Origin of the sequence: Chryseobacterium sp. JAH (genome assembly GCF_001507335.1) — a bacterium.
Taxonomy (GTDB): domain Bacteria; phylum Bacteroidota; class Bacteroidia; order Flavobacteriales; family Weeksellaceae; genus Chryseobacterium.
Window position 1 is genome coordinate 283,640 of record NZ_LMAH01000002.1, and the last position, 25,887, is coordinate 309,526.

Annotated in this window: 26 protein-coding genes; 10 read left to right on the plus strand and 16 right to left on the minus strand. The window is 34.5% G+C overall.

Going from position 1 to position 25,887, the window contains the following annotated elements:
• Positions 1-7 precede the first annotated feature (7 nt).
• Complete coding sequence (locus AR685_RS04995; protein WP_059123907.1) at positions 8-841, plus strand: T9SS type A sorting domain-containing protein; 834 nt, start codon at positions 8-10, stop codon at positions 839-841.
• A 310-nt stretch (positions 842-1,151) separates the two neighbouring features.
• Here the strand turns inward: AR685_RS04995 and AR685_RS05000 are convergent, their stop codons facing one another.
• From AR685_RS05000 to AR685_RS05025, 6 genes are all read right to left on the minus strand, one after another.
• Positions 1,152-1,442 carry a putative quinol monooxygenase gene (locus tag AR685_RS05000; RefSeq protein ID WP_047442798.1) on the minus strand — a complete coding sequence of 97 codons (291 nt, stop codon included), beginning with the start codon at positions 1,440-1,442 and terminating at the stop codon, positions 1,152-1,154.
• A gap of 90 nt (positions 1,443-1,532) precedes the next feature.
• Positions 1,533-2,417 (minus strand): sulfite exporter TauE/SafE family protein, encoded by an 885-nt coding sequence (locus AR685_RS05005; RefSeq protein ID WP_047442797.1) that lies wholly within the window; start codon positions 2,415-2,417, stop codon positions 1,533-1,535.
• Position 2,418: 1 nt separating this feature from the next.
• The gene (locus tag AR685_RS05010; RefSeq protein WP_047442796.1) at positions 2,419-3,660 is read right to left on the minus strand and encodes a sulfate adenylyltransferase subunit 1; all 1,242 of its coding nucleotides are present in this window, start codon (positions 3,658-3,660) and stop codon (positions 2,419-2,421) included.
• Between the two features lie 149 nt (positions 3,661-3,809).
• Positions 3,810-4,718 (minus strand): sulfate adenylyltransferase subunit CysD, encoded by a 909-nt coding sequence (gene cysD / locus AR685_RS05015; protein WP_047442795.1) that lies wholly within the window; start codon positions 4,716-4,718, stop codon positions 3,810-3,812.
• Positions 4,719-4,739: 21 nt separating this feature from the next.
• Positions 4,740-5,432, minus strand: a complete 693-nt coding sequence (locus AR685_RS05020) for a phosphoadenylyl-sulfate reductase (RefSeq protein ID WP_059123908.1) — start codon at positions 5,430-5,432, stop codon at positions 4,740-4,742.
• 89 nt (positions 5,433-5,521) lie between these two features.
• Complete coding sequence (locus AR685_RS05025; protein ID WP_047442793.1) at positions 5,522-5,929, minus strand: RrF2 family transcriptional regulator; 408 nt, start codon at positions 5,927-5,929, stop codon at positions 5,522-5,524.
• 181 nt (positions 5,930-6,110) lie between these two features.
• Here AR685_RS05025 and AR685_RS05030 point away from each other — a divergent pair, with 181 nt between their 5' ends.
• The 7 genes from AR685_RS05030 to AR685_RS05060 all read left to right on the plus strand — a co-directional run bounded on the left by AR685_RS05030 (position 6,111) and on the right by AR685_RS05060 (position 11,608).
• Positions 6,111-6,539, plus strand: coding sequence for a DUF4268 domain-containing protein (locus tag AR685_RS05030; protein ID WP_047442792.1), 429 nt, complete (start codon positions 6,111-6,113; stop codon positions 6,537-6,539).
• Positions 6,540-6,541: 2 nt separating this feature from the next.
• A complete protein-coding gene (locus tag AR685_RS05035; protein ID WP_059123909.1) occupies positions 6,542-6,847 on the plus strand; it encodes a hypothetical protein in 306 nt (101 codons plus the stop codon).
• A 78-nt stretch (positions 6,848-6,925) separates the two neighbouring features.
• Entirely contained in the window at positions 6,926-7,735 is an 810-nt protein-coding gene (locus AR685_RS05040) for a DUF2314 domain-containing protein (protein ID WP_047442790.1), read from the plus strand.
• A 276-nt stretch (positions 7,736-8,011) separates the two neighbouring features.
• A complete protein-coding gene (locus AR685_RS05045) occupies positions 8,012-8,584 on the plus strand; it encodes a Crp/Fnr family transcriptional regulator (RefSeq protein ID WP_059123910.1) in 573 nt (190 codons plus the stop codon).
• 181 nt (positions 8,585-8,765) lie between these two features.
• Positions 8,766-9,503, plus strand: coding sequence for an SDR family oxidoreductase (locus tag AR685_RS05050; protein WP_059123911.1), 738 nt, complete (start codon positions 8,766-8,768; stop codon positions 9,501-9,503).
• 157 nt (positions 9,504-9,660) lie between these two features.
• A complete protein-coding gene (locus AR685_RS05055; protein ID WP_047442787.1) occupies positions 9,661-10,419 on the plus strand; it encodes a helix-turn-helix domain-containing protein in 759 nt (252 codons plus the stop codon).
• A gap of 28 nt (positions 10,420-10,447) precedes the next feature.
• A complete protein-coding gene (locus tag AR685_RS05060; RefSeq protein WP_047442786.1) occupies positions 10,448-11,608 on the plus strand; it encodes an FAD-dependent oxidoreductase in 1,161 nt (386 codons plus the stop codon).
• A gap of 195 nt (positions 11,609-11,803) precedes the next feature.
• On the opposite strand, the gene AR685_RS05065 is transcribed toward AR685_RS05060, so the two are convergent.
• Positions 11,804-12,481 carry a YceI family protein gene (locus tag AR685_RS05065; RefSeq protein WP_047442785.1) on the minus strand — a complete coding sequence of 226 codons (678 nt, stop codon included), beginning with the start codon at positions 12,479-12,481 and terminating at the stop codon, positions 11,804-11,806.
• 331 nt (positions 12,482-12,812) lie between these two features.
• Between AR685_RS05065 and AR685_RS05070 the strand changes: the two genes are divergently transcribed.
• Together AR685_RS05070 and AR685_RS05075 are read left to right on the plus strand one after the other, a co-directional pair.
• Positions 12,813-13,907, plus strand: coding sequence for a TlpA disulfide reductase family protein (locus AR685_RS05070; RefSeq protein ID WP_047442784.1), 1,095 nt, complete (start codon positions 12,813-12,815; stop codon positions 13,905-13,907).
• Positions 13,908-13,958: 51 nt separating this feature from the next.
• On the plus strand, positions 13,959-16,277 hold the full coding sequence (locus AR685_RS05075; RefSeq protein WP_059123912.1) for an outer membrane beta-barrel family protein: 2,319 nt from the start codon (positions 13,959-13,961) through the stop codon (positions 16,275-16,277).
• A 593-nt stretch (positions 16,278-16,870) separates the two neighbouring features.
• On the opposite strand, the gene gldG is transcribed toward AR685_RS05075, so the two are convergent.
• The 9 genes from gldG to AR685_RS05120 form a co-directional block, all read right to left on the minus strand.
• Positions 16,871-18,538, minus strand: coding sequence for a gliding motility-associated ABC transporter substrate-binding protein GldG (gene gldG / locus AR685_RS05080; RefSeq protein WP_047442781.1), 1,668 nt, complete (start codon positions 18,536-18,538; stop codon positions 16,871-16,873).
• A 4-nt stretch (positions 18,539-18,542) separates the two neighbouring features.
• Positions 18,543-19,271 (minus strand): ABC transporter permease subunit, encoded by a 729-nt coding sequence (locus AR685_RS05085; RefSeq protein ID WP_047442780.1) that lies wholly within the window; start codon positions 19,269-19,271, stop codon positions 18,543-18,545.
• A 78-nt stretch (positions 19,272-19,349) separates the two neighbouring features.
• Positions 19,350-19,901 (minus strand): CopD family protein, encoded by a 552-nt coding sequence (locus AR685_RS05090; protein WP_047442779.1) that lies wholly within the window; start codon positions 19,899-19,901, stop codon positions 19,350-19,352.
• A gap of 1 nt (position 19,902) precedes the next feature.
• Positions 19,903-20,367, minus strand: coding sequence for a hypothetical protein (locus tag AR685_RS05095; RefSeq protein ID WP_047442778.1), 465 nt, complete (start codon positions 20,365-20,367; stop codon positions 19,903-19,905).
• A 385-nt stretch (positions 20,368-20,752) separates the two neighbouring features.
• Positions 20,753-21,046 (minus strand): hypothetical protein, encoded by a 294-nt coding sequence (locus AR685_RS05100; protein ID WP_047442777.1) that lies wholly within the window; start codon positions 21,044-21,046, stop codon positions 20,753-20,755.
• Positions 21,047-21,198: 152 nt separating this feature from the next.
• On the minus strand, positions 21,199-21,642 hold the full coding sequence (locus AR685_RS05105) for a hypothetical protein (RefSeq protein ID WP_052187688.1): 444 nt from the start codon (positions 21,640-21,642) through the stop codon (positions 21,199-21,201).
• Positions 21,643-21,820: 178 nt separating this feature from the next.
• Positions 21,821-22,468, minus strand: coding sequence for a hypothetical protein (locus AR685_RS05110; RefSeq protein WP_047442776.1), 648 nt, complete (start codon positions 22,466-22,468; stop codon positions 21,821-21,823).
• 12 nt (positions 22,469-22,480) lie between these two features.
• Complete coding sequence (gene kbl / locus AR685_RS05115) at positions 22,481-23,677, minus strand: glycine C-acetyltransferase (protein ID WP_047442775.1); 1,197 nt, start codon at positions 23,675-23,677, stop codon at positions 22,481-22,483.
• Positions 23,678-23,882: 205 nt separating this feature from the next.
• On the minus strand, positions 23,883-25,799 hold the full coding sequence (locus tag AR685_RS05120) for a M1 family aminopeptidase (RefSeq protein ID WP_059124140.1): 1,917 nt from the start codon (positions 25,797-25,799) through the stop codon (positions 23,883-23,885).
• Between the last annotated feature and the right edge of the window lie 88 nt (positions 25,800-25,887).

Below are 25,887 nucleotides of genomic sequence, written 5' to 3' on the forward strand. Positions count from 1 at the left end.
AAATGCTATGAAAGTAAAAATACTTTTCGGGACTTTAATGCTATCAGTCATCACGACAAACGCTCAAGTTGCCACTCTGGATGAAAATTTCGAAAGCGCAATCGTATCAACACCAGCTAATTACAATAATCTGGTTAACGGATGGACTAAAAAGACCACAGCATCTGCACCGCACAGCGTATATATCGACCAGGCAAGCGGAAACAAATATGCTCAGTTTTATGCAGCAGGATCTACGAGCACTGACGTTTTTCTGGTATCTCCTCAAATTGCAGCACCCGATGGATCTAAACAAATAACATTTACAGCCACACCAACCGGAGGAGCTACTTTAGAAGTTGCTTTAATAGATAATCCCGCAAGTCTTATTGCAAATAACGGCGTACCTGCATCTTATCAGGTTATTCAGACTTACGTGTTTTCTGCAACAAACACTCCAACAATCACACCTGTAACCGTACCTGCTTCTACTAAACAGTTTATCGTATTTAGATTTCATAGTCCACAACTTATGGGCCCTCCAGGAAGCACGGTATCTCATTCAGCTTTATCGATTGACAATGTGAAGTATAATACTGCAACAGTATTATCAACTGGAGATATCAAAAAAGCAAACGACCAGATCAGATTTGCAGTTAACACAGAAAACACGGCGCTTCAGTTTACAGGAAAATCACAGCCTAAAACCATAGACATTTACTCTCCTGCGGGACAAAAAGTTGCTTCTGGTAAAGTAAAAGATTCAAGATTCGAAATCAACACATTACAATCCGGAATTTATTATATTCTGCTTGAAACTACAGAAGGAAAAGCTGTAAAATCAAAGTTTATTAAAAGATAACCACATCTCAATTAAAATATAAAATGCTGACTACAAATAGTAATCAGCATTTTTTTATTGCCCTATCGAAATACAGTGCATTAAAATAAAAAAAGCAAATAAATATAAATTTATTTAGACTTATTAAAAATAAATAACTAATTTTATAGAATAATTCTAAATAGCAATTTCATCTAGTGAAAAAACATTTTGAAGTTTTATTATCTTAAAAAATTTGTCGCAATTTTCAATACTTTCTATTTTTTCTATAAAAAGGCAGTTTCAAAATGATGAAACTGCCTTTTGCATTTTTTTTAAGATTTACTTGTAATTAATAAACTTTAAATCCTTTATAAACCTGAGTGCTGCTTGTCATGATTTTTGATGCATCTCTTCTGAAATTCAGCAAATGATCGCTACCATTATGATGATTGTGATGTTCTGCACTTTCCCATAGTTCCATCAGAAAAAAAGTTCCTTTCTGCTCGTTATCCTCAATGAGATCATACTGAAGACAACCTTCTTCTTTTCTTGTTTCTCTCACCAATGTCTGGAAAAGTTCAACCGCCTCCATCAGATAGCTTTCGTTAAACTTGAAAAGTGCAACAATGTGTAAATTCATGCTTTATTTTTAGAATGTAAATGTAAAATAATTTCGCTTTTTATTTTAAGTTTAAATCCTAAAGTTTTTTTTTATAAGATCAAGTTTTAATTAAAACACAGATTTATAAATCGTTACAGAACTCATGATGATCACCAAAATTCCTATGACAATAAACATCCCTTTTACATGTAATTTTGAAGTTAACATCGCCGAAAACGGAGCGGTTACGATACCTCCAGCCAAAAGTCCCAAAATGATATTCCAGTGCTGAATTCCCAATGTGAAAATAAAAGTGATTGCAGCAGTAAGGGTTAGAATAAATTTAGCTACGGTGGAACTGCCAACCGCAAATCTTGGTGTAAAAGAATTTTTTATTAAAGTTCCCGTTACCAAGGGTCCCCATCCTCCACCGGCAAACGAATCTATAAAACCACCTATCAACCCTAGTCTTGTGAGATTTGTTGTCTTCTTTAATGACTTTTTCCGTTTCGGTTTAAAAGCATTCGACAAGATCTGAAAACCCAGATACAAGGTGTAAAAAGCAATAATTGTTTTGGTGATTTTAGAGTAATACTCTCCGACATAGGTAAGACATAACGCACCAATGATTGCACCGATGATTGCCGGAACCGCCAATTTTTTGACCAAACTTTTACTTACATTTTTCAGTTTAATATGGCTTATACTCCCTGCGGCTGTTGTAAAGCTTTCTGCCGAATGAATACTCGCACTGACAATATGGGGTGGAATATTCAGGAATAGCAGTGTGGTTGTGCAAATAACGCCATATCCCATTCCCATTGATCCTGCAACGATTTCCGCTAAAAAACCTACCAGCATCATCCAATAAAAAATATAATTGTCTTTTGCTAACACATTTAAAAGCTCATCCAGATACCCCAAATTATAAAGTGAAAAAACCACGATACAAACTATGGCCACTGTGATTAACAAAACATTTAATCTGAGCTGAACTTTTCGTGTGATTACCATATTATAAAATCATTACAGCTCCCACTGTAGAATTACTGGTTTCATCAATAAGAATGGCATTTCCGGTAGACTTACTGTCTTCAAAACTGTCAAAAACCAACGGTGAAGCGGTTTTAAATCGAACTTTCACCACTTCATTCAGTTTAATACTGTTGCTGAGCGATATTTTCTCTAGAGTATTGACATCAATTTTATATTCAATTTCTTTGACGATTGCTTTTAAAGTTTTGCTTTTATGTTGAATAAAATATTTATTTCCTTCATTCAGTTCTTTTTTATCAAGCCAGCAAACCACTGCTTCAAACTCATTGTCTACTTTGGGCTGTCTATCTGTTTTGACGATAAAATCGCCACGACTGATATCAATATCATCCTCAATATGTAAAACGGCAGGTTGATTGGTAAAAACAAAATCGACTTCTTTCCCGCCGGTTTCTATTTTTGATATTTTTGTTTGAATATTCTGTGGAAGAATAGTCACATCATCTCCTTTTTTATAAATTCCAGAAATAACTTCTCCTGCATAACCTCTGTAATCATGAAACTCGTCAGTTTGCGGACGGATCACATATTGCACCTGAAATCTAGGATTTTCAACATGTGTATTTTCATCAATCTCTACCGTTTCAAGGAAATCTAAAAGTGTAGAACCTTTATACCAATCTGTTCTCGATGATTGATCAACAATATTATCACCATAAAAAGCAGAAATCGGAAAGTAGTTGACATTTTCTAATCCTAATTTCTGTGCAACCAAATCATACTGAGCTTTAATATCATTGTAAACTTCCTCAGAATAATCAACTAAATCCATTTTATTGATTGCTACCACAACATTTTTCATTTTCAGTAATGAAGCGATGATTGAATGTCTTCTGGTCTGCTCAATCACACCCTGTCTCGCATCAATTAAAATCACAATCACTTGCGAATTGGAAGCACCTGTAATCATATTTCTGGTATACTGAATATGTCCCGGAGCATCTGCAATGATAAATTTTCTTTTAGGTGTAGAAAAATAGCGGTATGCAACGTCAATGGTAATCCCCTGCTCTCTTTCGGCTCTCAACCCATCAGTAAGAATCGCCAGATCAACACCATTTTCGTTTTTATTTTTTGATTGTTTTTCTAAAGCTTCAAGCTGATCAATCAATATGTTTTTACTGTCATATAGGAGTCTTCCGATCAGGGTACTTTTCCCGTCGTCTACACTTCCAGCAGTGATAAATCTTAATATGTCCACGTTTGTTATATTAGTAATGAATAAATGACAATGAGTAATCTTATAAAATTGCTCATTTCTTTATATTTTGTGATTTTTATTCAATTTAAGCTATGAGTAAATAAGCAGTAACTTTCAAATTACTTATAATCAATTACTCATCACCCATATTAAAAGTAACCTCCTTTTTTTCTGTCTTCCATTGCCGCCTCTGTTACTTTATCATCAATTCGGGTTTCTCCTCTTTCGGAAATTTTTGAAGCGGTGATTTCTGTAATAACTTCATCCAAAGTTTCGGCTGCACTTTCCACTGCTGCAGTACAAGTCATATCGCCAACAGTTCTGTAACGAACTTTCTTATTCAAAATCTCATCATTTTCATCAATCTGAATAAAATCTGAAACTGCAATCAGCTGTTCATCATACTTTATTACATCTCGGTTATGAGCAAAGTAAATGGATGGTAACTGAATGTTTTCTTTTTTAATATAATTCCAGACGTCAAGTTCAGTCCAGTTTGAAATCGGAAAAACTCTAATGTTTTCACCTTTGTTGATTCTTCCGTTGTAGATATTCCACAATTCCGGTCGCTGTAATTTTGGATCCCACTGACCAAACTCATCACGAACAGAGAAAAAACGTTCTTTTGCTCTTGCTTTTTCTTCGTCTCGTCTCGCACCACCAATACAGGCATCAAACTGAAATTCTTCAATGGTCTCTAGTAAGGTATGCGTCTGCAGCCAGTTTCTTGAGGCAAATTTCCCTTTTGGTTCTGTTAAATTTTTAGTTTTAATAGTATCCTCAACCTTTCTGACAATCAGTTCTGCACTGATGCTTTCAGCATAATAATCTCTGAACTGTAATGCTTCAGGGAAATTGTGTCCCGTATCGATATGGACCAAGGGAAAAGGAATTTTCATCGGAGCAAAAGCTTTTTTAGCCAAATGTACCAATGTAATCGAATCTTTTCCACCACTGAAAAGCAAAGCCGGTTTTTCAAACTGCGCCGCAATTTCACGCATGATGTAAATGCTCTCGGCTTCCAGCTGTTCCAGATAGTCTAATTTATGTGTAATCATTTTTATTTCTGAAAATTTGAATTAATGTGTATGCAGACCGCATTCTTTTTGTGAATTCTCCCACCACCAACGGCCGGCACGCGGATTTTCACCTTCTTCAATCGCTCTTGTGCATGGTTGACAACCTACGCTGATGAATCCTTTTCTATGCAAAGAGAGTTCCTGAACATTATGCTGTTCAAGATAATTAAGAACGTCCTGATAAGACCAGCCGATTAAAGGGTTATACTTAAATAATTTTCGGTCATCATCCCATTCAATGATCGGCATATTTTCACGATTTTCGGATTGCTCGGAGCGAAGTCCGGTAATCCATACTTGTGCACCTTCCAAAGCGCGGTTGAGAGGTTTTACTTTTCTGATGAAACAACATTCTTTTCTGTTTTCTACGGAATGATAAAAAGCGTTGATGCCTTTTTCATTCACATATTTTTCTACATCAGAAGCTTCCGGAAAATAAACTTCGGTTTTGGTTTTGTATCTCGAATTGTTTTTTGAAAGTAAATCGTAATGCTCATAAAAAAGTCTGCCCGTATCTAATGTAAAAACTTTTACAGGAAGCCCTTGCTTGAAAATCATGTCTGTAACTATCTGATCTTCCTGACCTAGCGATGTGGAAAAGACAACTCCTTCTGAGAATTTTTCTGAAATTAATTTCAATCCGTCTTCTGCGGAAAGTTGTTTTAGTATATCTGCATCTTCTTTAGAAATCATCGTTTATGCATTTGAAGTAATGCAAATATCAGATAAAATTATTATCCTACCAAATAGGTGGACTAATAATTTTAAAAAAGTGAAGAAGATCAGTCGATCAGATCAAGCAATGTTTTTTCATCTAAAATTTTCAGGGATGCATCACGTACTTCTATTAAAACATCGTGCAGACCACAGTGATCTTCATTACAGTCATCACATTTTTCATAGAAATTCAAACTTACGCAAGGCAGCATTGCAATCGGTCCATTGACGATACGGATAATTTTCGCCAGTGTTACCTTTTCGGGAAGATCTCTTAAGAAATACCCGCCTCCTTTTCCTTTTTTGCTGTCGAGAATATCAGATTTTTTTAATTGAAGTAAAATATTTTCAAGAAACTTCAAAGGAATCTTTTTGTGCTCAGCAATTTCTGAAATAAGAACAGGTCCTTCATTTCTCTTTTCTACGAGATATGAAAGTGCCTTAAACGCATATTGAGATTTTTTTGACAGCATTGTAAAACAAAAGTAAGAAAAAACTTAGAATATTATGGTTGCAAGTTTGAAGCACAATGATCGAAGTAAATATTTTTTAAAGAAGGAAGCTTTCAGTTTAATAATAATTTTTTGTGATGAGAAACATTTGACTTCCATCTTCTACCATTCCGTTTCCCGCTAAAAATTTTATCTTTGTCAAATGTTCAGTAAACAGGAAGCACAACAACTCAAAAAAGAATTTTGGACGGCTTTCGGAAAGTCGTTTCCGAGAAAATGGATTTTGTATGATACCAAAGTCAAAGATTTTTCATTTAAATTTAATGCTGACAACAAAAAAGCAGAAGTTTCTTTAGACATCGAAATGAAAGATGAAGTCTACCGAGATGCGTATTATAATAAAATCTGGTCGTTGGAAGATATTCTGAAAGATTACATTGGTGATTTTCACAAGGAAGAATTCTACACTTTGGAAAACGGAAAAGTCATCAGCAGAATTTGGATAGAGAAAGACGGAGTTTCTGTTTTGAATAAAAATTCATGGCAGCAGATTTTCGAGTTTTTTGTGGAAAAAATGGATGGTTTTGAGAGGTTTTATTATGAGTATGAGGATTTTATAAAGGATGTTTAGATATGAAAATCAGGTATTGCTGGAGATGCAGAATGGACATCCCAATGCTTGATTCCGAAGAAGGAAAAATTGCATCAAAATTATTATCCGAAGGATTTCAAGAAGCTAGAAAATTAAGAAAGGCTCCGAACTTCAGTAAACTACTTGATTATTATAAAGAGGTAACGGGTTTTGAAGAAACAAATCCAAATGCAATAATGCATCACTTCATTGATATGTATGGACCTGATTGTAAAAACTGTGGAAAACCTTACAGAACAGAAACTGCAACCTTATGTGTAAAATGTGGTAACAAAAGAGTGATATAATTTCATGTAAATTTTAAACCATTGTTTAATGTTTTTTGTATTTTAGTTTTAAATTAAATCACAAAATTCTTAAATACAATGGAAGACAATTCATTTATCTTCACAGACGGAACCGACCCCAAAATGATTGAAGCTTATAAAAAAGCGCAGGAAACTTTTAAATATTTCTGGAGAGAGCAATCTTGGGAATATCGTAGAATCATTCCGGGACTGAATCTGGCTTGCGTAAAAGTGGCTTTCTCACAAGAAGATCCCGAAACCGGTGAAAATATAGTCGAACACATGTGGATTAATGACATAGATTTTGACGGAGATTCTGTAAAAGGCTACCTCATCAATGAGCCGAACGAGCTGACCAATATACAACCCGGCGATTATTTTGAAATTCCATTAAACGAAATCAGCGACTGGCTTTTTGCAATGACTCAGCCAGAGAAAAAATCGAAACTTTCTAAATTATTCTCTTCATCTTCTACTCCACTTCCAAAAGCTTATGGTGGATTTACCATTCAGAAAATGCGTGCAGATATGTCACCATCCGAAAGAAAAGATCATGACGATGCTTGGCAGCTTGATTTCGGAGATTTTAATGAAATAGAAGTTGTGTACGAACAAAAAGAAAAGCCTGAAAATCTTATTGAACACCCGATGAGCAGAAATATGAAAGAAGATTTTGTAAAATTTCTGAATGACTATCCTGCAGAGCTCACCAATGTTGATGATAACGGATTTACACTTTTACACCGCGAAACCATCGCTGGAAACCTAAGTTCCGTTGAAGTGATTTTGCAATCCGGAGGTGATAAAAACATCAAAACCAATCACGGAAAAACGGCTTTGGATTATGCTAAGCAATTGAATTGGGAGCATCTGATTCCGGTTTTGTAAAAGAATTAAATTGCTCATATACAAGGCTTAATGATTTAAAAGCGATAATAACAAAACATACGATCATTGCTAGAGAAAGACAAAAGTTTTAAAAGGTCTTTAAAAAGCCCAAGAAAAAATGCTAGATCTCAAAAGAAAAAGTAGTGAATGCTTCTAGATCAGAGCAAGAAAATTATTAAGAGTAAATTCAGAAAATGAGAGAGACTTTCGAGTTTCTCTTATTATTTTTTTACCAAATGACAAATCCCACAAAAATTGCTTTGCCTAAATTGCACCATGAAAGAATTGTTTGATTTTATTTTGAGATTCGGGATCCTCAACCAGCAGCAGATTGATTTTATCACCAGCAAGGCAAAAGAAATTACCATTGTAAAGGATGAGTATTTCTCTGAAGCCGGAAAAATCGCCAGACAGGTTGGCTTCATTCATGAAGGAATTCTTCGGGTGTGTTACTACGACAACAAAGGAGAAGAAATCACGAAATATTTTATCGAAGAAAATAATCTGGTAGTAGATCTTGAAAGTTTTGACAACGAACTTCCATCAGTTGCCTATGTACAGGCTATTACCGACTGTAAACTTATTGTTTTTCAGAGAAAAGACTGGCTCGAGCTTCTACAGACGATTGTGGGTTTTGATGCAATTGTTCGTAAAATAATTTCCAGAGCATTGATGCAGAAAGTGGAAAGAAGAAGTCCGCTGGTTTCTGAAGATGCAAAAACACGATATCTAAAGTTTCTGGAAATCTATCCGAATGTTGTCAATCGCATTCCGCTTTCTTATATTGCTTCATACTTAGGGATTACTCAGTCTTCTTTAAGCAGAATCAGGAAGAGTATTAGTTTATAGGGAAGTGAAGTTGGGTGATGGATGCTGGAAGTTTATGGATTCGCTGTTTAATTTTATTTTTAAATTCTAAATAACTTCAAAAACCGTAATTTTTTAATCATAAAATCGCTTTTTGCCAAATGGCAAATGATATCATCCTTAAACTTGGCAAATTTGTACTGTTCAATTAAAAAAAAGAAAAATGACAACAGTATTGATAACAGGAGCCAACAGAAGTATTGGTTTAGAAACTACCAAGCAGCTTTCAAAGAAGGGCCTATTCGTTTATTTGGGAAGCCGTGATCTTGCAAAAGGTGAAGCTATTGTAAAAGAACTTTCTCAGCAGGGATTTGAAAACATTAAAGCGATTGAAATAGATGTGACGAATATTGAATCAATTTTTGCAGCGAAAAACATTGTAGAAAAAGAACAGGGAAAACTGGATATCCTTATCAACAATGCAGGAATTCTGGGTATAAATCCTCAAACAGCCACCGAAACCGCTGTGGATGATATTAAGGAAGTGTTTGAAACCAATTTCTTTGGAGTCATCAGTGTAACACAGGCATTTTTAGACTTGTTAAAAAAATCTGACAGCCCGAGAATTAGCAATATTACTTCAGGATTAGGTTCATTAACCTTAAACAGCGATCCAAATTGGAAATATTATCAGGTAAAAGCGGCAGCTTATGGTCCTTCAAAAACTGCTTTGAACGCTTACACCATCGTGTTGGCTTACGAACTGAAAGATTTACCTTTCAAAGTAAATGTTATCGATCCGGGTTATACTGCGACAGATTTCAATCATCACAGCGGTCCGGGCTCTGTAGAAAGTGCAGCCAATTTTATCATCAAACATACACTGACAGATGAAGATGCACCAACCGGACAGTTTTTCAGCAATGACATTGAGGATGAAACCGGAATCAGTCCGTGGTAGATTTTTTTTGTAAATGTATAAAAGTATAATGTATGTTTATATTGTTAAAGAGAGACTTTCGGGTTTCTCTTTTTTATTTTCTGCAATATTGTTAGATTTGATCCTTATTCAGAATTAAAAATCACATTTCATATCTGAAGATTTACTTCAACTAACAATGACCAACGGCATCTATTATAAAAAAATCAAACCAGATGAGTCACTTTCAGACTTTGTGGAAAGTTTTTGGGTGCTGCACAATGATTCAGAAAACGATAAGGAAACGGTAGGATTACCTGATGGAAGGATAGATTTATTTCTTATACAATCAGATGACCAACCCTTCAGAATTGTACTTCTCGGTTTAGGTACGCAATATCATGATGAAGGTTTAATACCTGCGAAAAGTCTGAGATTTGCAGTGAGTTTCAAACCGCTTGCCGTAGAATATGTCTTTCATGAAACCATTTCAGATATTGTTGATAAAGGAAAAATATTATCTGATGATTTTTGGGATTTTAATCTTCAAGATCTCAACAATTTTGAAAGCTTTTGCGAAAAGGCATCACAAAAAATAAGATCTCTCATCCCAAAAGAAATTGACCTTCGCAAAAAGAAATTATTTGATCTCATCTACAACACGCACGGTTCTATTACCGTAAAAGATCTTTCCGAAAAAGTTGGCTGGAGCAGTCGACAGATAAACCGGTATTTTAATCAGCAATTTGGTATTTCTTTAAAATCATTTTGCAACATACTCCGTTTTCGGGCTTCACTCGAACATATTGCGAAGGGAAAACTTTTCCCGGAGCTTAATTTTACAGATCAAACCCATTTTATCAAAGAAATAAAAAAGTTTTCCGGGGTAGTTCCCAAAGAACTTTTTAAAAATAAAAACGACCGATTTATACTATTATCTTCCTTCAAGACAGAATAATTTTGCATCATTCAAAACGAGAAAGAATATGCAAATCAGTAATAAAAAAATCGCAATTATCGGCGGTGGTCCCGGTGGACTGACTTTAGCCAGACTTTTACAGCTTAAAGGAGCCGATGTGAAAGTGTACGAAAGAGATGTCAATAAGGATGCACGTGTACAAGGCTCACCACTCGATATGCATGAAGAATCGGGAATGGCAGCTTTAATCAAGGCTGATCTTTTAACCGAGTTTAAAAATAATTTCATGCCGGGTGCAGACAAAACATTGATCTTAAACGATCAGGCGAAAATCCTTTTCACTGATCATGAAAACAATATCGAAGAAGATTTCGGCAACGAACATTTTCGTCCTGAAATTGACCGCGGTGTCTTAAGAAAGATATTATTAGAGTCTTTGGAGCCCGAAACTATTGTCTGGAACAGTCATTTTATTTCTATGGAACCGCAAAACGAAGGCTGGATGATGCATTTTAAAGACGGTCTGTCGATTTATGCAGATCTCGTCATTGGTTCTGATGGTGCAAATTCTAAAATCCGACCTTACATCACAGATATTAAACCTTTTTATTCTGGAGTGACCATGCTGGAAGGCAATGTTTATGATTCAGAAAAAGCGGTTCCGCAAATGCATTCATTAATTAACGGTGGGAAAATCATGGCTTTCGGAAACAAAAAAAATATTCTGATGGGACAAAAAGGCGGTGGTGATCTTGGATTCTATGTAAGTTTTAAAACCAATGAAAACTGGGCAATAGAAAGCGGAATTGATTTCTCAGCTCGAACTGAGATTCTGAATTGGTTTAAAAAAGAATATTCTGACTGGAGCAATATCTGGTATGAATTAATTGAGAAAGCTGCAACTCCGTTTATTCCACGTCCGATTTACTGTGCGCCTTTAGACCAAACCTGGAAAACTCTTCCGAATCTGACCATTATTGGTGATGCTGCTCACGTAATGCCGCCATTTGCAGGAGAAGGTGCAAATATGGCGATGCTTGATGCTCTTGAACTTAGTGAATGTCTGACTTCTGATGAGTACAGTTCTCTGCAGGAAGCTATTTTAGGTTATGAAACAAAAATGCGCAAGAGAGCAGCAAATGCAGCGCAGGACTCGCTTGAGAATGGTGAGAAAATGCACTCGGAAAATGCATTAAATACAATGCTGGAGTTTTTTAATCCCCATTAATATTGTTGTTTTTAATATCTAAAATTCATTTACACGCAAAGTCAGTAAAGTTTTTTGACCACTGACCGCTTTTAAGTTAGACCAAGGCGTTCTACTTAATAAGAACCCAAAGTTTTAAATTATTAAATTTTAATTGTATAAAAAAAAGACATCCGCAAAATGCGGATGTCTTTTCAAATATTTTTGAGAAAAAAATTATTTTTTTGCAGCTTTCACATCGATAGCAATTTCGATGTCTTTGCTGATCATCCATTCTGCAGGATCTGCTTCAGAAGTTCCGAATTTGATTCCCCAGTCTGCACGGTTTACTGTAAATTTAGCAGCAACATTCGCTGACTTATCTACAACGTCAACCTTCGCAGGGAAAGTAACATTCATTGTTTTACCCATTAAAGTTAGGTTTCCACTTACTGTTTTGTTAGCTCCGGCTACAGCGTCTGCTCCAGGAGTTGCCAAATCTTCAACTTTAGTGATTTTAAAATCAGCAGTCGGGAATTTTTCAACATTGAAGAAATCTTCATTCTTCAAGTGACCTTCAAGATCAGTATATTTTTTGTCTTTTTCTGTAACAGAAGCCGGATCTACTTTGATTGATTTCATATCAATTACAAATTCTCCAGAAGCCAATTGGTTATCAGCAACAGATAATTCACCTGACGTGATCGCAAGAGTTCCCCAACGTGGTGCCATTCCTCCTTTGTGGAAAGCTTTCCAGTTTACTTTAGATGCTGCCACATCAACTGCTAAAACATCACCTTTCTTTTCAGCAACAGTTTGCTCTTGACCTGCAGTTGCAGTCTCTGTTTTTTTGTCTCCACAAGAAGCCAATAAAAGACCCATTCCTGCTAAAGCGATTACACTGATTTTTTTCATTTTTTTAAAATTTAATATTGTTATTGATTAAGTATTGCTTTACTAAACAGCAAAAATACCGTTTTATTATTTTTAACTGTGCAAACCTCGGAAAAATTTATGATTTGTGTCATTAACATAGGATAAGAAAATGAAAAAATTTTCATTTTGGCATTTTTGATTAATGAAAGAAAAATTCCTGCATAACAAATTATCAAAATTTGATTTCTTTATTACAGGTTCATTTCCTTTGTGTGTGATTTTTTATTAGATTACTCTATATTTGAGTTTTACAGTTTGTACTAATGCACAAAAACTGGCTGAAAATACAATATCATAAATTATAAATCATATGAAAACAAAATTTCTTATTTATTCTGCTATTATCTTCACGTTTATTTCTTGTGAAAAAAACTCAACAAAAATTTCAGGAGATATCCCGAATCTACCTGATGGAAAATTGGTATTATTCGAAGAGGTATGGTCTAATAAACTTGATAGTGTAGAAGTGAAAGATGGAAAATTTGATATTGAGCTTATATTCGATGATAAAATCCCTCACTACATCGGTATGGATCTTTTTGCGAAAAATGGTGATAAAATTTGTTTCCAATTTCCTACAGATTCTTATTTTAATAAACAAAAAGATAAATGGAGCTCTTCGCTATTTCTTTCAGACAAAAAGATTTATCTAAAAGATTCTATAGAATATATTGATTTCGGTAAAAACTCATTCTTTCCTGATAATATTAAACCTGTCAATGTCATTATTTTAGAAGCCGGGGAACAAACTTATGCATTACAAAAAACCAATTATGATTTATTCAGTAGAAAAAGCAATACCCAAAATTCTGAAATTCAAAATTTAATTAAAAGATACCCTAAGTCCTTTCATCTATTAGCTGAAATGGTGAAAAATAAATACACATTTTCTTCAGTAGATGTTGGCGATTTTTTAAAGCTATTTGACAAGTCTGTGCAAGCATATCCACATTTCAAAGAGCTTCAAAAGTATGTCGTCGATTCGAAAAAAAACATAAATACCAAGCTATTGAAATTGAAAAATTCAGATAATCAAGTGAATGAAATTTTAGACAAAAGATACAATAAACATTTAATTATCCTTTGGGCAAGTTGGTGTATGCCCTGTAGACAAGAGATTCCTATTCTGAAAAAAATTGTATCTGAGAATAAGCTTAGCGATACCGAAATAATATCTATCTCAATAGATGAAAAGGAATCTGACTGGCAAAAAGCGCTTGCTGCAGAAAAAATGAACTGGAAACAGTTTATTCTATCAGAAAAGGAAAGTGAAAAATTTAAGATAATTCTAAAGTATGGCGGAGCTATTCCTTACTCAGTTCTAGTTAATAGTGACTTAAAAATTTTGTCAAGTTCAACCGGTCTGTATGACGAATCAGAAATGTTGAAAATGTTAAAGAAATAGATCTTAGATGTAATATCCAACCTCCTCCAATTGTTCTATCTAAAAACCAACATGAAATTTAACTTCTTTTTTCTCTTATTCTTTCCTTTCATCTACTCTTTTGCTCAACAAAATTTAAGTATCAACGGAACAATTATCAATCATAATCAGCAAAAAATGACCTCACCCATTGTGGTTTATTTATTTGATCATGAAAATCATTTGATAAAATCTACGATTACTCACGATGCAAAATTCGAGTTTCATCAGTTACAGTCAAACAATTATTATCTTCAAATTTCTTCGGATGAAACTGTTCAGAAAGAAAAACCATTTTATTTAGAGAAAAATTTAGATTTAAAAATTATTTACAACCCAAAAGTTCAACAGATTGAGGAAGTTAATCTCGTCGGAAAGAAAAATAATTTCAAAGTTGAAAATGGAAATATCACTTTGGAGGTCGCCAACTCTCAGCTCAATAAACTACCAACCTCTACCGAATTATTATCAAAATTACCTTTTGTAATGATGGATGCCAACGGTGAGGGACTTTCGTTTGTTGGAAAAGGCGTTCCGTTATTGTATATTGATAACCAAAGAGTAGATTTCGCGACCTTATCAGGCATTGCCGTAGATGACATTAAATCTGTAGAAATTATCCGAAATCCCTCCGTAAAATATGAGTCTGAAGGGAAAGCTGTCATTAAAATCAATCTCAAAAAAAGTAGAAAAGACGGTGCTCAGCTAAGTATTTCAGAAACGGCGACGTTTCAGAAACGTTTTAGAAATCATTTAACCGCCAATTATCAGCAGAAAAAGAATAAAACCGAATGGAAACTCAATGCTGCATACAATCAGATTAATCATTGGGAAAGCAATGGGTTTGAATATTTGGTTCCCAGCAAAAACATTTATTCTGATTATGTGATCACCTCGATTACCAAACGTCCGCAAACGATTTTTGGAGGAAGTTTATATCATGAATTAAACGATGGCGATTATATTACTTTAACGGTCAACAGTAATTTGAGACCGGATAAAGGTGATAATAATACCAACACATTGTACTCTGAAAATGAAAATTCTTCTTACATCAGAACATTGAATCAGCAGGACAGTAAACGATCAACTATTAATTCCATCTTTAATTACAATAAAAAATTAACGAATTGGAATGCCAACATTTTTACCGGATTGCAATACACTAGAGAAAGTAATTATGTCGACTATATTTTTTACAACGATATTAATAATTCAGGATATGAATTCAGTCAATTTCGTCGTCGACTGTACTCCGGAAACGTGTATTCCGGGAGAATTGATTTTGAAAAGAAATTTAATGAAAAACATATTTTAGAATTGGGAGGAAGCTACACAAGTGCCGAAACCAATACAGACAATACCACCGATTACCGGAATAATCAGGCAATTGAATACTATAAATATCAATTTAAAGAAAGTAATTTAGCATCTTATGCCAACTTTGGTTTGGATATCAATAAATGGAACCTCAAAGGTGGAATAAGAATGGAAACCACTTCTACAAAAGGTTTTGAACCGATTATTAATGAAACCAAAATCGAAAGAGATTATCTGGACTGGTTTCCCAATGCTGAAGTAAATTTTAAGCAAAATGAAAATTACACGTATACTTTAAATTTCAGAAAAAGCATTTCAAGACCCAACTATGGAAATCTTGCTGCCGGCGGATTATACGGAAGTCCGTATGTAGAATATGTAGGAAATCCTGATTTGGTTCCTACTTATACAAATACAGTTTCTTTTACAACGAATCTTAAAAAATGGTCTTTAAATGCATCTTTTTACACCAATAAAAATCCGATTGGTTACACTTTGGTTTATGATGAAAGCAGAAATATTTCAAAGTTCACGATGGTTAATTTCGATAAAGAACTCGGCGCCAACATTGGCTTAGATTTCCCAATTGAATGGAAAAAATGGACTTCACAAAACAGTTTGTCTTTAAATTATGATAAGACCGAAGATTCTTTAGCCGTCATCAAAAAATCGACACCTTACCTTTACTTCTCCACCAACAATACGTTTACTTTGTTGAAGCATTTATCTTTTCTGCTTGACGGCTCTTACATCACACAACGCACAGCAGGATTGTATGAGGTGAATGATATGTGTCTGGTGAACCTCGGTCTCACTTCTTCCGTTTCCAATTTTGATTTTACGCTTCGCTACAATGATATTTTTAATCAAATGAACTACGTCCAGAAAATGAGTTACAATCAAATGACTTCCAAAGGAACTTTTTTTGGGAACACACCTACTCTATCATTTGCAGTAAAATATAATTTCGGAAAGTTGCTCCAATCAAATTACAAGCAGAATACGGTGAATGAAACTGCTGACAGACTATAGTTTTTAAATTTAAAATGCTGATGATTTACAAAGAACTTTTCTTTTGCTTGTGATATTTTATAAACATTTTATAAATTTGGATTGACATGAGCATTTGAACAAAAACGAATAACAAAATGAATTTGGCTCCTTTAAGATATGTTCTGAACGAAAATACTTCTTACAGAAAAATATGGATTGCCAACCCAGCTGCGAAGAGCCGTTTGTAAGGCTGAGCCTGTTTATGATTTAGATAAGTAAGGAGCTTGTTATATAAAATTAATAGAATATGAAAAATAAAAATCCATTAACTTTTCCATTTAGCATTATAGCAATCATATTAGGAGTGATATTGTTTAAGCAATTCGATTTTAAAACGCTAACATTCGAGAAACCTATTCTGGCAGGAGTTTACTTTATTATTTTTCTATTCTCAATCTTTTTTCTCATAAAAAATGCAAACAAACGAGTTGAAAAATAAATACTATGACGATGGAAATCTTTAATCTTCCAATAACGGAAAACAAAAGCCTGTAGATTGTTATCTGATATCAGGACAAAAAATTGACTAAAAATTATAAGAAAAGAGAAACCTAAGTTTCTCTTTTCTATTTCTATCCAAATTTCTTTTTTCTTAACCAGAAGAATAACCCTCCTAAAAGTCCTATAATTGCTAAAGGAAGTAGTAAATTAAACCACTGCCAATTAGTTTTTTCTTCGCTGATTCTGTGGCGGTCCAGAAGACGTTCTTCAATGTTTCTGTTTCTTAGTTCCATCAGATTGCTGTCATCGAGAAGGTAATCTAATGCATTTCTTAGGAACTGCTCATTACCAAACTGCTCGTCAGTTAAACGGTCTACACCCAGCGGTAAAGGCTCACCCTTATGGGTTTTATTTCTGCCGACATCACCGTCTGCAATAACGATCATTTTATTTTCCGGACTTGTCGCTTTAAAGCCAGGATAATTTTGTCTTTCAATTCTTGATGCATAAGCTGATGAGAATTTTCCTTCCAGAGCAACGGCGAAAATTTTCGGTGTGCTTGGTTTTTCCATTTGTCCGAGGCTGTCGACACTCGCAATCTCTTCCAACTGTACATAATTCGGAACCTGCTTTAATAAAGTTCTCTCACTCGATTCAAAAAGAACATTGGTTTTAAATTTCTTTCCGCCCAACGTATCGATTGATGTTGGAAATTCAAACTTTACCGGATTAATATTTTTAGTGATCGGATTATTGTTTTCAGCAATTCCCAATGGGAAGTAAGGCCAAGGAAGACTCGTATACTGAGGATTCCCTCCTACATCACCGGTTACCAATTTCAGCAGAGCAAATTTCTTTACATCTTTTACCAAAGCAGGATTGATTCTCAAACCATAATTAAAAAAGAAATCGGTCATATTGATGTCAACCGGAAACGGCATTACTTTTTTAGATCTTGTCAGCGTATCCATTTCAGCATTCACGGCATCGATCATCCAAAGAGTTTTTCCACCATTCATGATGTACTGATCCAAAATTACTTTTTCACCGTCTGTAAATGCTTTCCTAGGTTTTGCGATGACCAAAGCACTCATTTGCTTTAACAGAGGTAAATCTGCCAAAGTCAGCTCCACATTATTTTTCGGAATCACCGGACCTGCATCATAACTTTCTAAAGCCAAATTCATAAAACCTTGAAACTCTTCAGGTCTTAGCTCATCCTGATTCACCAAAACTCCCACCTTTTTTCTTTGATTGGTAGATACTGCTTTGATATTGGAGACTAAATTATATTCCAAATTCTCAATCGATTTTCTCAGCTGTTCATCTGCATTGATATTAGCCTGCTGTACAACCAATGGAATAGAAGCTCCATTCTGCCCATGTTTTACGACCGCATACGGAAATAAGTAAATCTGTGTAATCTTTCCATCTTTATTATCCGGAAGCACAGAAGGCTGCATTCCCATTGCCATCAATGTGTCCTGAGACATTTTTGTCTTGATGGGATCGATGAATTTAAAGTCAATTTTAGGATTGATCTTTCTAAATTCTTCAAGCATAAATCTGGTTTCGCTCTGTAACTGTTTAAAGCTTGCTGGGAAATCTCCTTCAAGATAAACATCTACAGTAACCGGTTTTTTAATCGATTCTAAAATCTTTACAGTGCTTTCAGAAAGCGTGTATCTTTTTTCTTTAGTTAAATCCAACCGAATTCCTGAGAACATCAAAATGATGCTTAATGGCAAAATGACAAACAGTAAAATTCCGAATGGAGATTTAAGGGATATCTTCTTCATGTTTTTACTTCTTTTTATTGATAAAATGATTGGACAATGCTAACGTAAGACCGATGATGAATACAAAATAAGCAACATCTTTAAAATCAATCAAACCTCTGGTGAAACCCAAGAAATGCTGATAAAACCCAACATTCTGAAGGATAAAATCTGCTCCACCTAATAATTTGTAACTCGCCAACTGCTCGATCCCAAAATACATGATGAAACACATGAAGACACCCAACAAATAAGCCATGATTTGATTTTGTGAAAGCGAAGATGCTAAAATCCCCACGCCGGCAAATGCTGCAATCAGGATCATTAATCCGAAATAACTTCCGAAGGTCATTCCCAAATCAATATTTCCTTCCGGAACTCCCAAAACATATACGGTGTATAAATAAATCAACGACGGAATGAGACACAAAATACCAACTACCCACACCGACAGAAACTTCCCAAAAACCAATTCTGAAACTTTCAGAGGTTGAGAAAACAGCCAGTTTAAGGTGCCGGTTTGCTGTTCTTCCGCAAAAGTTTTCATAGATAATGCTGGAATGATAAACATTAAAAGCCAAGGTACCAAAACAAAGTAGCTTTGTAAAGAAGCCAAACCGATGTCAAAAATGTTAGACTCGTTCTCGAAAAAAAACAAAAACAAGGTCGTTATCAGACTGAATGCCGCGATAATCACCCACGCGCTCCAGTTTCCGAAATAACTCCAAAGTTCTTTTTTAAAAATTGCAATCATGTTTTTTAGTTATGAGTTATAGGTTATTAGTTATGAGCAATTACTGAATTTACAATTCATCACACTTAACGGATAACTTTATTTATTTTTTTTACTCTTATTCACCATCTTCACCGTCATCATGATTAAAAATACCAAAACGAAAAATCCGGTAATTAATTGCCACCAGTATTCGATTACGGAAGATTTTAAAATTACTGTAAATACGACCAGAAATAAAATGAAAGTAGCAATTTCGTTAGCTTGTCTTAGTTTTATATTGGCTATACTTAAAGTCTTTCCGTTAAGATTTTTTAATTGATTTACCTTTTTCCAGCACCAGTAATGATAAATTGCCAACCCGATGAGGAAAGTAAGCTTTAAATGGAACCATGGGCTTTTCATCAGTCCTGTATTCAGAAAAATCAGAATTAAACCGCATACTGCCATAATAATTCCTGCCGGAACTGTAATAATATTCCATAGCCTGCGAGCCATAAAGGTATATTGTTCTCTTAGGATTCTCTTTTTATCTTCCTCAAAAGCATCGGTATCTTTATAATACACAAAAATTCTAACGAGATAAAAAATTCCTGCGAAATAACTAACCATAAAAATAATATGCAACGCCTTGATGATAGTATATAGCATTTTAAATCGATTTAGTTTTTGGAACTATTTCACAATGAGCATCTATCATTTTCAAATACTTAAAAAATTCTTGCTTACCATTTCTAGAGCTCCTGTAATTAGAAAATATAGAAAATGAAATAGAAGCAAAACATGCAATATAGATGGAAAATTCAGCTTTTTGATTATTTAAATTAACAAATAACAAGACTGCTAAAGAAAATAATAAAATCAATAGATTAAAAAGTTTTAGCCCTATTGACAGTTCAACATATTCTTTATTGAATTTGTTTCCAGTAAAACGCCCTTTAAAGCTTGGAAAATCTTTGCCCATTAATTCTAGAGTGAAACCATTTTCAAAAACTTTTCCTTTAAAATATTTCCCACTATAATTCGGAAAAGTATCAAATATACTTTTTTCAATCCTTTGTAAAACCTCTTCTTTAGGCAACGAAAATTCTAAACTGTATTTTGAATTAACAAACATGTGCTTTGAAAATAAGCGCAAATATAATGATTTTGTACTTGAATTCTGCTATATTAAAAGCGATAAACAAGCTTCAAATCTGCACGTACACTTACATCGTAAATACTGCCTTTCTGTAAAAGCAGAATTAGTAGGATCTAGAAAAAAACCTTCATTATCGTCAGTGTAATTCCTTATTTGCACATTGGTTGGGTTTGAATATTGTACGTTTCTTCTTAAAACCGCTAATCCTGTTTTAAACATAAGACCAAATCTTTTGTCTATTGGAAAAAATGCGTTGAAATTAATATTCGAACCGTACTTTCTTCTTCTATAATCTGCTCTTTCAGCAATATAAACCTCGAAATAATCTGATTCTGATTTTACAGGAGTAACTCTATATTATCTAAGTTCTGTTGGTGATAAACCTAAAAAAACTCCCCCCGCTCACGAACATTAGAATCTTTTTACTATCTGGATTGAGCTGAAAATATAATTCTGGAGCAATCTCAATGCGCTGATAATCTCTTACTTCACCACCATGATTCATTTCTTTCAAAAGTGGGAAAATATTGAGATTGCTAAAACCGATCCCTAATTCGGCACCAATTAAAAATCTTTTATTTAATCTGTAATTGTAGCCACCTTGCCATCGCGGCGCAATCGAAACTACTTGTTTAAAAGGGCTGAAAGTCACCATATAATTGAACTTCTGAGCGCTTAAATTTTGGATTCTTAAAAAAAGATAAGAAGAAGTAAAAGTTTTTCATAAAATATTTCAACAGGTGAATCTGATAAAAATAGTACAATTTTGTAGACCTAAGGAAAAATTATATAAAACTATAAAAGCAATCAATTTTGAAAAGAAATACTATCGATTTTCTTGCCGTTAGCATATTTCTTAATGTATTTTAATTTTCCTTTTTCATCATAATATTTCCAGTCACCGAAGTAATACCAATGCCTCTGTACGTCGGAAACATCTAGTTTAGACTGACCTTTTTCCATTATTTTACCATTAAGATGATAAAGTTTTGTCTTGGTTACACTCTTTCTAATTTTATCTTTTTGATACAAGTTACCACCAAAAGTGGTTTTCCACACTCCTACTTTCTCACCCATCTTGTATTTTCCAACCGCCGTTAAAGTTCCCTGATCAGATGAATATTCTTCTCTCCATTTTCCGTGGCGTTTTTGCCACTTGTTTTCAACTTTTACATATTGATTGATTTCCTTTATTTTACAGGAAGTAGAGACAAAAAATATAAGACTTGCAAGTAAGAGATTTTTAATCATAAAAAAACAGAATTTCAGTAAATATAGAAATTCTGTTTTTACTCTACAATTGTAGAACTCTTTATTTTTTTTAAGAAAGAATATCTGCTTTCTTCAATTTATGAATATTTATAGTACGTAACTTTACGTAATCTCACAAAATCTTTCTCAAGAAATTGGTTCAATTTAATAATGCTATTTAAAATCTATAGACAATTTTAAAATCAAGATTAAAATCTCCCACAACACCGTTTCTTTCTGTCGATCCAAAATAACCGAAAGAAAACCAATCGTCACTTCTATCCGATGTTTCCTGCCTGTTAATTACATTGCTATATTGAACATTTGAATTCGATAATCCAACTCCAATTTTTGGCATGAAATAAAATGATGTAGACTTTCCAAAAGGAATCATTGGAGCATAACTTACAGTAAACCCTTTTTTATTTCTCATGTAATCAGCTCTGTCGAAGGTAAAATCTCCATCATCCGACGTATATTCATCATACGTCTTCACTTGAGTTTTTTCAATGTAAAAAAGAGAAAATGAAATAAAATGCTTAATTCTTTCACTTGCTTTCGTATCATAATAAAACTCCGGACGAATTTCAAAACCTCTGTACCCATTTTTTGTACGTTCGTCTAGTCTGGTTCCATCAGAACCATAGCCAGCTTCAATACCCAACCAGGACCTTTCTGTAAGCTGATGAACGTAGCCAATTGCAACTCTAGGTGCAAAAGAAAGAAAAGGCTTGGTTACACTAAAAGTAGCAAAAGACTTTTTCTCTTCCTGAGCGTAAAAATACTGACCTAGCAAAATCAGAAAAACGATTATCGGTTTTTTCATCGGTATGTAAAATTAAGAAATCACCCCTAGTTCTTTTCCTACTTTTTCAAAAGCAACGATAGCTTTATCTAAATGTTCTCTTGTGTGAGCTGCAGAAAGCTGCACTCTGATTCTCGCTTTTTCTTTCGGCACTACCGGATAAAAGAACCCAATTACATAAATTCCCTCATCCATCAACTTTTCAGCCATCTTCTGAGCCAGTTTTGCATCGTACAACATCACAGGCACAATCGCAGCATCGCCTTCCGGAATATCAAAACCTTTCGCTTTCATTTCTGTTCTAAAATATTCTGCATTTTCCATCACCTGATCACGAAGTGAAGTGTCATCAGAAATCATCTCCAAAACTTTCAATGCAGCACCTACAATTCCGGGAGCTAATGAGTTTGAAAATAAATAGGGACGAGAACGCTGTCTCAACATATCGATGATTTCTTTTTTACCAGAAGTAAATCCACCCAAAGCACCACCTAAAGCCTTTCCAAGAGTCGAAGTAATAATATCTACTCTACCCATCACTTCGTTAGCTTCGTGAGTTCCACGACCCGTTTTACCAATAAAACCGGTTGCGTGAGAATCATCAACCATTACCAAAGCATTGTATTTGTCTGCTAAATCACAAACTCCCTTTAGGTCAGCTACAATTCCGTCCATTGAGAAAACACCGTCAGTAACGATGATTTTAAATCGATGATTTTTCTCTGAAGCTGCAATCAGCTGTGCTTCAAGATCTGCCATATTGTTGTTTTTATAACGGTACCTTGCCGCTTTACAAAGACGAACCCCGTCAATAATCGACGCGTGATTGAGTTCATCTGAAATAATTGCATCTTCTTCGGTAAATAATGGTTCGAAAACACCTCCATTCGCATCAAAACACGCTGCGTATAAAATCGTGTCTTCAAGACCTAAAAACTGAGCGATTTTCTCTTCCAACTGCTTGTGAATATCCTGAGTTCCACAGATAAAACGTACCGAAGACATTCCGTAACCATGAGATTCAATCATATCCTGAGAAGCTTTCATTACTTCCGGATTGTTTGATAGTCCCAGATAATTGTTAGCGCAGAAATTCAGCAGTTTCATTCCGTTGGCTTCAATTTCAGCACTTTGTTGTGACGTGATGATTCTTTCTTTTTTAAAAAGACCATCGTTTTCGATATTTTTAAGTTCGTTCTGTAGATTTTCAAGATACTTTTCAGAGATCATTATAATAATTTTTTAGGTTCGCTAATTTAATAAAAAGCCTTTAAAGTATCTGCTTTTTCATTTATAATTCTAAATTTTGATTGCGATGTTTAATTTGAGTGAAATATTTTACAATAGAATCCATTGATAAAACTAAAACATAAAAGAAAGCCTCCAAAACTGAAGGCTTTCTGTATTTAAAAGTTTATTTAATTAATCTGAAAGTTTATTCTTTTACAAATTTAAATTTAGCCTGCTCAATATCAATAAAATAAACTCCTGAAGACAAAGTAGAAACATCAATCTTTTTCTCTGTTTTCCCTTTTTTCACCAACCTTCCATCTGATGTGTATATGGAGTATTCAGTCTGTCTTTTTAAACCTGATACAAATAACTCATCTTTTGCAGGATTGGGATAAATAGCAAACTGATCCAATTTGATATCATATGTACTTAGGGTATTATCCTGTGTCACCGTAGAGTTTTTCTCCAAAATCTGATATTCATAATTAAACTCTACACTTGCTATTGGAAACGCAACTGTCTCTGTAAAATATTGATTGTTCAATGTATTATTTAGAGCAAAATAAGCAACCTGCCCTCCTGTTCCGTTGACTTTGATTGGTAAAGGCATCTCAAAAAAACTTACCGATGCATGACTTTGAGTTTGAGCAGCTTTGAAAGTTAATGTATTTCCGGTTTGCTTCCATCGGATATCGTAGGTAGGATATCCCTGACCGTAAATCCAATCAGCAAAAAAAACCGTAAAATCTTTCCCTGTAGATTGCAGTAATGATGAGGTCAAATCTGAAGTTTTCACATAATTGTATGCTAAATTTGGTCTTGCATGATAATCTTTCAGAGCCTGATAAAATACGGTTTCACCTAAAATCCACTTGATCATTCTTACTACATAACCACCTTTAGAATAAGACAGTCTTCCATTAAAAATCATTCCAACACTGCCTAAATTGGCATCAGTAACATAAACACTTCCACCTGGCTGACTTGTTATAAAATTCTTCTGATCAAGCAAATAGCTCAAAAACTGCGGATTGGTTAGTAATAACTTCTCATTGGCAACATGCTCCCCGAAGGTCGCAAATCCTTCATTCAGCCAGATGTCATTCCATGCTCCGCAGGTTACTTTATCACCAAACCACTGATGAGCGAGTTCATGTGCAATTAATTGTCTGCTCCATGCGCCCATCGAAGACATGGTCTGATGCTCCATACCGCCGCCAGCAGTGAATTCCATATGACCGTACTTTTCGTTTCTGAAAGGATAAGGTCCGAAGAAAGTCTCAAAAGTATTCATCACCGTTTTTGTCCATTCTATATTGGCCATACTTGTCGTATTGGTAGACGTTCCCGGATAAATATAATTAACAAAAGGAAAAGGCGGCGTTCCCATTGTATCACTCAGTTTGACAAAATTTGTTATTGATAGCGCTATCAAATAGGCAGCCGTAGGATATTGAGTTCTCCAGAAGGTTAATTTCTGTCCGCTTCCAAGAATTGTTTCACTCATCAACTTTCCATTAGAAGCAACGCTGTACTGTGGCGGAGTGGTAACCTTTATATCGAACCGATCAATTTTATCATTTAAACTTTGTTTTGTAGGAAACCAATCTTGCGCTCCGTACGGTTCATTTAAAGTAGAGAGCACAGGATTTCCTCCTCCCTGAGTATTGGTAAAAAAAGCATTGTTATTAGTAGGAGGAGCTCCGTTGTATTCAATGGTCAATGAATCTAAAACGTTTGCAGGAAGAGCGGATGTAAAATCGATTTTGACTTCTTTTGTAGCCAACTGCTGAAAAACTAAGGGTTGCCCGTGAAAAGTAACCTGTGAGACAGTCAACTGATTAGTTAAATCAAAATAAATACTGCTCATTGCCTGATTTGGTTTGAAATGAGAAGTCACAGAGCCAGAAATCTGATAAACAGAAGGATTGATAGACACATCCATTCTTTGGTACTGTAGGTCGTAATTAAGAGTATTAGGATTGGTATTTCCTGTGCTCATTTTGGCAGCATAAGATTTCATCTCCTTTGCCATCAATCCTTTCATTTCAATATTTTCCTGAGCGAAGACTGTTTGAGATACTAAAACACTTAAAAAAAGAAGGTAAAATTTTTTCATATCCATTAAATATACGATTGTCTAAATGAAATAGCTTTTGATTGAAATAGAATCAAATTCATTATCAACAAATAAAAGTTTAAAGATA